Here is a 6,343-nt window from a genome sequence, read left to right on the forward strand (position 1 = left end):
GTTGTCGTCGATACTCCCGATGAGGACGTCGAAACTGCCGATGAGGAAACGGAAACTCCGGTTGTCGCCGATACTCCTGATGAGGAAACGGAAACTCCCGTTGTCGCCGATACTCCCGATGAGGAATCCGAACCGGTAGTTGACGAAACTGCCGATATTCAGGAAAGTGGTAATTACATAATCGTCGATCAGTTTGGTTATCGTCCCCAAGATCCCAAGGTTGCCGTGATTGTCGATCCGGAAGTCGGGTTTAATGGCGACGAGGATTTCACTCCCGGAACGACCTATGAAATTTGGAATGCAGATTCCGAGGAAATGGTTTATTCGGGAACGATCGCACAGTGGATGGACGGCCAGGTGCATTCTCAATCGGGCGATCGCGCCTGGTGGTTCGACTTTTCGGAGGTGACGACGCCGGGTTCCTACTACGTCTTCGATGCGGAAACGGGGGAGCGATCGTTTGAATTTGACATCGCCGAAGATGTTTACCGAGAGATTCTCGTCGCCGCCACCCGAACCTTCTATTATCAGCGCAGCGGCTTTGCCAAAGAAGAACCCTACGCCGATCCCAGGTGGACGGACGGGGCGGCTTTTCTCGGACCCGGACAGGATACGGAAGCGCGATATATCCACGATAAAGATAACCCCGAACTGGCCCGGGATATGCGCGGCGGTTGGTTCGACGCGGGAGATACCAACAAGTACGTGACATTTGCCAGCAAACCCGTCCACCAACTGTTGACGGCTTACTCTGAAAACCCGGAAATTTGGACGGACGATTTCAACATTCCGGAATCGGGAAATGAGATTCCCGACCTGATTGACGAAATCAAATTTGAGTTGGATTGGCTGATGCGAATGCAGGACGATGACGGGGGAGTATTTATTAAATTGGGAAACCTCGATAACAATGCGGCGGAACGCCCCTGCCTCGACGATCGCCCCCGATATTACGGACCCAAATCTTCCGCCGCCAGTATTTCGGCCGCGGGAATGTTCGCCCACGCCGCCCTCGTTTTGAAGGAGTTTCCCGCCTTGGAAGCCGACGCCGAAGAGTTGCAACGGCGGGCGATCGCAGCCTGGGACTGGTATCAAAGCAACCCCAAAACCGAAGATGTTGACGACTTGGAAATTAAAGCGGGCGATGCCGATCTGAGTTTGGCGGAACAGGAGGCGCGATCGGTGGTGGCGTCGAGCTACTTATTTGCCCTCACGGGAGAGGCGGAATATGAAGATAACCTCCGCGAAAACCTCGATAAAACCCAGCCTTTTCTGGACTATACCTGGTCGCGATACCGTGCGTTTGAAGGGGATGCCCTCCTGTTTTACACCCGACTTCCCGAGGCGGATGAAACCCTCAAAACCGAACTGCGCGATCGCTTTCAAGACATGGTTCTTTACAACCCGCTATCCTACGGCTCAAATCCCACCCTCACCCCTTACCGGGCTTACATGGAGGACGACCAATATCACTGGGGAAGCAACGAAGTTCAAGCCAATTATGGCAACACCAATTATGATGCCGTGCTGTATGAAATTGACCCGGAAAATTCGGAGAGCTACGAAGCCCGAGCTTTGAGCCACCTCCATTACCTGCACGGCGTCAACCCGCTCAATATGGTTTATCTGAGCAATATGTATGAATACGGTGCGGAAAATTCGGCGAATGAAATGTACCACGAATGGTTTGGAGACGGGATTTACGACAATGCTTTGACCTCTTCCAACGGTCCGGCTCCGGGCTATTTGACGGGCGGTGCCAATCAATTTTACAGTGGTGGAGAGTTGCAAACCCAGGTTGACGAACCTCCCATGAAGGCTTATTTGGACGAGAACGATCCGTTCCAAGCGTCTTGGGAATTCACCGAACCGGCAATTTATTATCAAAGTAGTTATATCAAACTTCTCTCGAAGTTTGTAGCTCCGTAATGTCAAGGCGAACGACGGAGGCAACGGCGTCGTTCGCCAAAAAAAAACAGCCCTTTCGAGCTGCCGATTTAATTCAACCGTGTTCTCAAATAGCCGAAGGGAAAGTCGGGCCTGCCCGTCAATCGACGCAGGATTTTGCGATCGGATTTTCGAGTTCGAGTTGACCCAGACAACCCCTCAACTTGCTATCAATTTAACAATAGTCCTGAAGATTTAGCTCAATCCAGGAGAGATGCTACGAGAGGTGAGTGCAAATGTTTGCTCCGAATAGGTGTCTGTGTTAATCATCTCGGATGTGGCGGGAAAAGGAAGCGATCGCGATCAGGCGACTCGGTGAAATTACGGATGAAATTGAGTGCGCTAGGTTAGAATACAGTTGCGATCGCGTGGTGGCGATCGGTGTGTCGCAGATCACCGGCTCCCCCACCTATCGCGCCCGGTGGGCGCTGCGGGCGACGTTGAGCCCCGATGCGATCGCCCCCTGAATCCGGCGGGTTTCAAATTTGGAGCGGCGGTTCCCGGCTTGTCGGCGTGGAGGTGGATCTTCCCGCCGGTTCTCGATCGCCCGCCGGATCACGGGGGATGACGTCGTTCGAGTCCGGTTTCAATTCGGGCGAGGAGTGGTTTGGATTGCATCTACCAATCATCATCGTCGAATCGGAGACTTTCCGCCGTCATCTGCAGCTCTTTGAAATAGTCACTTTCCGTAATTTCGGCGACATCTTTTTCCCGCTTCTGCTGGTCGATTTCGATTTTTAATTCTTGAATTTGTCGCTTCAAGTCCTCTTCGTCTCGCTTCCGCTGGCTGATGTCTTGGATGATCCCTTCGTAGTAGAGAATGTTGCCCTGACTGTCCCGCACGGAGCGAGTATCTTCTTCTATCCAGATGATACGGCCATCTTTTTGATAAACTTGATATTCAAAGTTTTTGACTTGACCATCCCTTTGGAGACGGCGTTTAAACTCCTGTTGATCGTCCGGATTGACATAAATTTGGGTGGCGATCGCCGTGACGCGATCAAGCATTTCCTGGGGGGAATCGTAGCCGTAAATTTGCGCCATCGCCGGGTTGACGCTGATGAAATGTCCGTCCACGCTCGACTGAAAAATCCCCTCCAAAGCGTTCTCGAAAATACTGCGGTAATTTTCCTCGGCGATCCGCAAGGCTTCCTCCGCTTTTTTCCGTTCGGTGATGTCGATCCCCACCGTGACGGCCGCGTTTCCTTGCTGGTACTTCCGAGCCGCCATCAAATAGTAATGGGTGCGATCGCCGACCCGAATCGCAATGACCCGGGAAGAAAATGGCTCTGAGTTGGCGAGAAACTGGCGGATAAATGTTGTAAATTCCGGACTATTATCGACAAATCCGACTTCCCGGCCGATAATTTCCTCCCGTGACAAATTGAGCATCTGCGCCAAATATTCGTTGACCCCGATGTAACGACCCTCCGAATCGATCCAGGAAATGGAACCGGGGACGGCATTTAAAATGGCTTCCAATTGTTCCTTCGCGATCGCCAGCGCATCTCCCGTTTGTTTGAGGTCGGCATTTTTTCGTTCTAAGGTTTCAAAAGATTCATTTAATCGGTGCGCCATTCGGTTAAAAGACTGCGCCAAGGTTTCGAGTTCTTCCACACCCTTCGCTTTCACCGTCTGCGTGAGTTTGCCGTCGCTCATTTTCGCGGAGGCTTCACTCAGGTCGCGGATCGGTTTGGCAATCCAGCGGGAGGTCAAAATTCCGACCGCGATCGCCACGATCGCCGCCGCGATACACAGCAAAACTGCGATGCGATTGTTGGCGTTAATCTGCTCCATGAAAAATGAACGCCTGTCCGGACTCGCCGATTTGCAAATTGTTCAGGAATTGTCGCAACTCTTCCGACAGCAAAACGTCGGCACCGCAAACTCCCAGCAACCGATATCCCCACTTTTCATAAACCGGGATGCTGGCCGTGACGGTGGGGAGTTTGGTTGTAAAATCCAAATAGACCGGACTCCAAGTGGGTTGTCCCGCCGCGATCGCCACTTTGTACCAAGGTCGAAGTCGCGGATCGTAGGGGGCAACTTCTTCAAGAAAAAACCTGCGATTTCCCCTCACGTCGATGCCGTGGAAGTGCATCATGTAGTCCGTTGACGGATTGCTCGCCATGAGTTGAAATATTTTCGGATCGGCATCCGAGCGGCTCACCCCGAGAAACTTTCCGTCGTTGGTTCCGCAATACACCGCATCGGAGCGATCGCCAATTCGGATGACGCCGAACCGGGCGGGTTTTACCCCGCTGTCGGTTCGCGATATTCGAGTTTGAAGGAGAAAACGTACCGTCGGGATACGGTGCCATTATTTCCCGATCGCGCTTCCGTGTCAATCATTCCAATTCGGAGTTTGAGGGAGGAGCAACTGTTTCGGTTGACGGGCGATCGCTACAATCGGGGCGATCGGTCTTTTTTTGACAAATTTTGCCAGATTTAAGGCCTTTTAAACTGAAGAAAAAACCGCCCGATTGTTACCAATCATCGACGCTCCCCCCATCCAACCATTCCTGCAAATTGTGTTTCGGTTCGGCGAAATTGAACAGGTGCAAGCCGAAATCTCGGGAGAGATCTTCGCAGACTTTGATCCCCCGGACGCTGTTGCCTTTGGCGTCGAGGAGGGGCGAAAACGTGCCCACGCCCAACATCTAATATTAGGATCTGATGCCAATTCTCGATGAAAATGCGCTCAAAGAACCCCCGGCTGTCGCCGTCCCCCTTGGCAAGGGGGACTACCGGGGGCCATCAATTACTGACAGAAATATCCCGATCCGGCGATCGCCCACACAAATAGCACGACCGAGAAGGATCTCGGAGGCTGTTGTATGATTGTCGGGAGGGAGTTGCCCCTGGAGCCTCCGAACGTCCACCCGATCGCGCGATTGCATGACTCTGGAAAACCGTTGGCGGGACCGCCTGCAAACCGACCATCCCGAAATGAGTCCCGACACCCGCGAGAGTGTCGTGCGGTGGCTGTTGGGAGAACATCCCGATCGCTGGGAAACCCTGGAACCCGACCGCCAAAACGCCTTCGAGGCGGGGTTGAATTTTCGCTACCGGATTCTGCAACAGCGCTACTGGGACGTTTCCCCGGAACAGGCCTACCGAAATTTGATGCGGCGGTTGGGGAGTTTGGCCATCCTGCGCCAGAAGATCCGCACCTGGGTGGCCACGAGTCGCGATCGCCAGCGGCAGGTGGTGGATGTGCTCGAAGAGGTCGTCCAGGCGATGCTGGACCGCGATCGCCACCTGCAACAACAAATCCGCTGGATCGCTCAGTGCACCGACGATTCCCGCCTCCGAAATGCCCTGCTGCTGACGGCGGTGGAGGAATACTGCCTGCGGCCCGTCCGCAACCAACCGCTGTTGGTGTATCGATTTGTCAACTACCTGCGTCGTTCCCACCGGGGGGGACTCACCCAAGTACCCGGCGGGGAGTGGGTGAAGCAGGTTTCGGAGGAAATCGTCGTCGGGGACGGGGACGAGCCGATCAGCCTCCTCGACGATCGCGCGATCGCGGAATACGAAGACATCGAATTTATCGCCGACCAGCAACTTCAGCGGGAGTTGGTGAAAACAAAATTCGCCACTTATTTGAAGGAAAAAGTCGATCCCGTGGCGGCGACCTGGCTGGAACTTTATTTGCAGGGATACACCCAAGAAGCGATCGCGGAAAAGTTACAATTGCCCGTCAAACAAGTCTACCGAATTCGGGAAAAAGTCGGCTATCACGCCGTCCGCAATTTTACCCTCAAACAGGCGCCGGAACTGGTGACGGACTGGCTGGGAACCTCCCTCGCCACCCACCGCCTCGGCCTGACCCAAACCGAATGGGATGAATTGTGGGGCGGTTTGACCCCCACCCAGCGGCAAATTATCGACCGCCTGAAAGCGAAAGATTCCATCAAGGCGATCGCCGAACAATTGCATTTAAAAGTCTCCCAAGTACAGGGCGAATGGACAAAAATTTACCTCGCCGCCCAAACTATCCGCAACCGGTCTTCGGATTCCTCCGATGCTTAACCCCGTTGTTGCGCTTTAGCGCCACCAGAGAGAATGGGGGACAACTGCGATCAAATACCTGGCATTACTGTCAATTTTAACCCCGGCGCGATCGGGTTGAAAAAGTTATCCAAGCTGGCTCCAAACCTGGTACAATCTGACGTTGAGTGATCCACTCATTCGTCAACCCAAAACGTAAAGAATTATGAATAGACTCTGGGCGATCCAAGAAAATGGCTGTTGGACACGCTGGGCTCCGGAATATAGTCGCTGGGACCTGTACAGCGAACCCCGGAAGGACATCTTTGCCGACCCCACCACCGGCCAAGCTTGTTATTTTGTCGAGCCCGATGGCAGCGTCGGCTGGCGCAATGTCGATCGC

At 53.6% G+C, this 6,343-nt stretch carries 7 protein-coding genes; 4 read left to right on the forward strand and 3 right to left on the reverse strand.

Annotated features, from left to right (window positions below; genetic code table 11):
* On the forward strand, positions 1–1,929 hold a 1,929-nt coding region (locus LKE08_RS18520), incomplete at its 5' end, for a glycoside hydrolase family 9 protein (protein WP_324705733.1).
* A 293-nt stretch (positions 1,930–2,222) separates the two neighbouring features.
* Entirely contained in the window at positions 2,223–2,414 is a 192-nt protein-coding gene (locus LKE08_RS18525) for a hypothetical protein (RefSeq protein ID WP_324705734.1), read from the forward strand.
* A 151-nt stretch (positions 2,415–2,565) separates the two neighbouring features.
* Here the strand turns inward: LKE08_RS18525 and LKE08_RS18530 are convergent, their stop codons facing one another.
* A complete protein-coding gene (locus LKE08_RS18530; RefSeq protein WP_324705735.1) occupies positions 2,566–3,744 on the reverse strand; it encodes a PAS domain S-box protein in 1,179 nt (392 codons plus the stop codon).
* Complete coding sequence (locus LKE08_RS18535) at positions 3,731–4,078, reverse strand: cache domain-containing protein (protein WP_324705736.1); 348 nt, start codon at positions 4,076–4,078, stop codon at positions 3,731–3,733. The genes LKE08_RS18530 and LKE08_RS18535 overlap by 14 nt, the downstream gene beginning before the upstream one ends.
* A 3-nt stretch (positions 4,079–4,081) precedes the next feature.
* Here LKE08_RS18535 and LKE08_RS18540 point away from each other — a divergent pair, with 3 nt between their 5' ends.
* Positions 4,082–4,399, forward strand: coding sequence for a hypothetical protein (locus LKE08_RS18540; protein WP_324705737.1), 318 nt, complete (start codon positions 4,082–4,084; stop codon positions 4,397–4,399).
* 34 nt (positions 4,400–4,433) lie between these two features.
* Here LKE08_RS18540 and LKE08_RS18545 read toward each other — a convergent pair whose 3' ends face one another.
* Positions 4,434–4,607: a glutaminase gene (locus tag LKE08_RS18545; RefSeq protein ID WP_324705738.1), complete on the reverse strand. Its 174-nt coding sequence runs from the start codon at positions 4,605–4,607 to the stop codon at positions 4,434–4,436.
* A gap of 238 nt (positions 4,608–4,845) precedes the next feature.
* On the opposite strand from LKE08_RS18545, the gene LKE08_RS18550 reads away from it, so the two are divergent.
* Entirely contained in the window at positions 4,846–5,982 is a 1,137-nt protein-coding gene (locus LKE08_RS18550; protein ID WP_324705739.1) for a HetZ-related protein 2, read from the forward strand.
* The last annotated feature ends 361 nt before the right edge of the window (positions 5,983–6,343 follow it).

Source organism: Lyngbya sp. CCY1209 (assembly GCF_035615495.1).
In the GTDB taxonomy this organism is placed as follows: domain Bacteria; phylum Cyanobacteriota; class Cyanobacteriia; order Cyanobacteriales; family Microcoleaceae; genus Limnospira.

What these genes read in the sequence shown, in the direction of transcription:
- LKE08_RS18525 (WP_324705734.1), top strand. Translation starts at nt 2,223, where the DNA reads ATGTGGCGGGAAAAGGAAGCGATCGCGATCAGGCGACTCGGTGAAATT.
- LKE08_RS18530 (WP_324705735.1), bottom strand. Translation starts at nt 3,744, where the DNA reads ATGGAGCAGATTAACGCCAACAATCGCATCGCAGTTTTGCTGTGTATC.
- LKE08_RS18545 (WP_324705738.1), bottom strand. Translation starts at nt 4,607, where the DNA reads ATGTTGGGCGTGGGCACGTTTTCGCCCCTCCTCGACGCCAAAGGCAAC.
- LKE08_RS18535 (WP_324705736.1), bottom strand. Translation starts at nt 4,078, where the DNA reads ATGGCGAGCAATCCGTCAACGGACTACATGATGCACTTCCACGGCATC.
- LKE08_RS18550 (WP_324705739.1), top strand. Translation starts at nt 4,846, where the DNA reads ATGACTCTGGAAAACCGTTGGCGGGACCGCCTGCAAACCGACCATCCC.